Genomic DNA, 2,176 nt, shown 5'->3' on the forward strand with positions numbered 1-2,176 from the left:
GGGTGACACGAGGTCTGTCGTCTGACGCCGACGGCGGCGTTATCCATCGCGCACATAAAGATGGCATTTACCTGCGGGTTCCCTGAATGTCGTAGGCCCACTATAAGTTCTTACTCATGTATCCGATCCTCCCGTGACCGGGAGTTACGCCAGACCTCGGCGTTCGAACATGAGAAAAGAGCCCGCGATGGCAGATTTCCAGCAGTACCCCCAGTCCGGACCTCTTCCGCAGTCCGGCACGTTCCCGCAGACCGGACTCGCGCCGCAGCCTCCGATGTACAACAACCAGCAATGGCAGCCGCCGTCCTCGCAGCAGTGACAGCAGCCGGTGCAGAAGGGTCGGAACGTGCTCGGAATCGTCGCCCTGGTCACGGCGATCGTCGGCGCGATCTTCGCGTGTATCCCCGGCGCGCTCATCGTCGGCTGGGTGCTCTTGCCGCTCGCCCTCGTGCTCGGGATCGTCGCGTTGTGTCTCCCGGCCAAGCGGAAGGGCGCCGCGCTTGCGGCGGTCATCGTCTCGGTCATCGGGACAGTGGTCGGTGTCGTGGTGTTCACCATGGTGGTGTCCGATGCAGTGGACGATGCCTTCGGCGGCACCGCCCGCGTCGATTCGTCCTCCGGTTCCAGCGGGTCCACGGACTCCGCGAATTCGCTGTTCAGCGGCCAGAATGCTTCGGACGAGAAGGGCTCGCGCGATAACCCGGCGGCGATCGGGGAGACGCTGAGCAACGACGACTGGGACATGGTGGTCAACTCGTTTACGCCGAACGTAGACGCCGACGTCGCTTCGGCCAATCCCTACAACGAGCCGGCCGCCGAGGGGTTCAAGTACGCGATGGTCAATCTGACCGTCACCTACAAGGGTGAGGGTTCCCAGGACGCACTAATGCTTCCGGTGGCTCTCGTCGCCGACGACGGCAGGGTCTTCCAGTGGCACGATCACAACGCCGTGGTGTTTCCCGAGCCACGACTGGAGGGCGAGATGTACGCCGGAGGCACTGTGAGCGGGAACCTCGTTTATCAAGTTCCGAATGATTGGGCTGGTGTGGTCCGGGTCGGACTCGGAATGTTCGGCGACGAGGTCTTCGTCGCGACGCAGTAGGAAACAGGGCAAGAGAAAGGACCCCCGCGCCGGCGGCCGTCGTGCCGATGGGCACGTCCGGCGTCAGGCGCGGGGGTCCTTCAAGCGAGGCGGGGAAGTGCTGCCCGCGACGGCGAATCCCTAGGAGGGAAGCTCGATGCCGAGCTCCTTGGCAGCGAGCTTGACGTACTTGGCCGTCTGGTCGAAGGCGGAGCCGAGGGGAGCGGCGTCCTTCGAGACGTCCTCGATCTCGGCCCAGCGCTCGGCGATGACCTCGGGGGTGCGCGCATCCTCGGGGATGAACACACCGGGGGCCTCGACCATCTGCGAGACGGCGAAGACGCCCGCGCCGGCGCCGAGGATCTTCTTGGTCGGCGCGGCCTCGGAAACGAGGAAGAGCGCGCCGGGGGAGATCGCCTCGGGCTGGATGAGCTCGAGGACGTTCTCGGGGAGGAGGTCCTCGGTCATGCGGGTCGCGGCCGAAGGCGCGAGCGAGTTGACGTGGATGCCCTTCTTCTCGCCCTCGATGGCCAGGGTGTTCATGAAGCCGACGATGCCGGACTTGGCGGCGGCGTAGTTGGCCTGGCCGAAGTTGCCGTAGATGCCGGAGGCCGAGGTGGTCATGAGGATGCGGCCGTAGCCGGCCTCGACCATGACGGGCCAGACGGCCTTGGTGCAGTTGACCGTGCCCATGAGGTGGACCTCGAGGACCTTGCGAACGTCGTCGAGCTCCATCTTCGCGAACGACTTGTCGCGGAGGATGCCGGCGTTGTTGATGAGGATGTCGATGCGTCCCCACTTCTCCTTGACGTTCGCGACGAGCTTCTCGACCGCAGCGGCGTCGGTGATGTCCGAGCCGTCGACGATGGCCTCGCCACCCTTGGAGGTGATCTCGTCGACGACCTTCTGGGCGGGCGAGGCGTCGCCACCGGCACCGTGGACGTCGCCGCCGAGGTCGTTGACGACGACCTTCGCGCCGCGCTCCGCGAGGAGGAGCGCGTGGGCGCGGCCCAGGCCGCCGCCCGCACCGGTGATGATCGCTACGCGGCCGTTGAAGTCGATGTTCTTTGCCATTGGGTAAGCCTCCCAGAATGA

At 65.5% G+C, this 2,176-nt stretch carries 3 protein-coding genes; 2 read left to right on the top strand and 1 reads right to left on the bottom strand.

What is annotated here, in order from left to right; genetic code table 11:
* The first annotated feature begins 187 nt into the window (after window positions 1–187).
* Together V7E05_RS14120 and V7E05_RS14125 are read left to right on the top strand one after the other, a co-directional pair.
* Window positions 188–319, top strand: a complete 132-nt coding sequence (locus V7E05_RS14120) for a hypothetical protein (RefSeq protein WP_333620261.1) — start codon at window positions 188–190, stop codon at window positions 317–319.
* A 27-nt stretch (window positions 320–346) separates the two neighbouring features.
* A complete protein-coding gene (locus tag V7E05_RS14125; RefSeq protein WP_333620262.1) occupies window positions 347–1,102 on the top strand; it encodes a DUF4352 domain-containing protein in 756 nt (251 codons plus the stop codon).
* Between the two features lie 120 nt (window positions 1,103–1,222).
* Here the strand turns inward: V7E05_RS14125 and V7E05_RS14130 are convergent, their stop codons facing one another.
* The gene (locus V7E05_RS14130) at window positions 1,223–2,155 is read right to left on the bottom strand and encodes an SDR family NAD(P)-dependent oxidoreductase (protein ID WP_333620263.1); all 933 of its coding nucleotides are present in this window, start codon (window positions 2,153–2,155) and stop codon (window positions 1,223–1,225) included.
* Window positions 2,156–2,176 lie beyond the last annotated feature (21 nt).

It is taken from the genome of Dietzia sp., assembly GCF_036741115.1.
Classification (GTDB): Bacteria; Actinomycetota; Actinomycetes; order Mycobacteriales; family Mycobacteriaceae; genus Dietzia.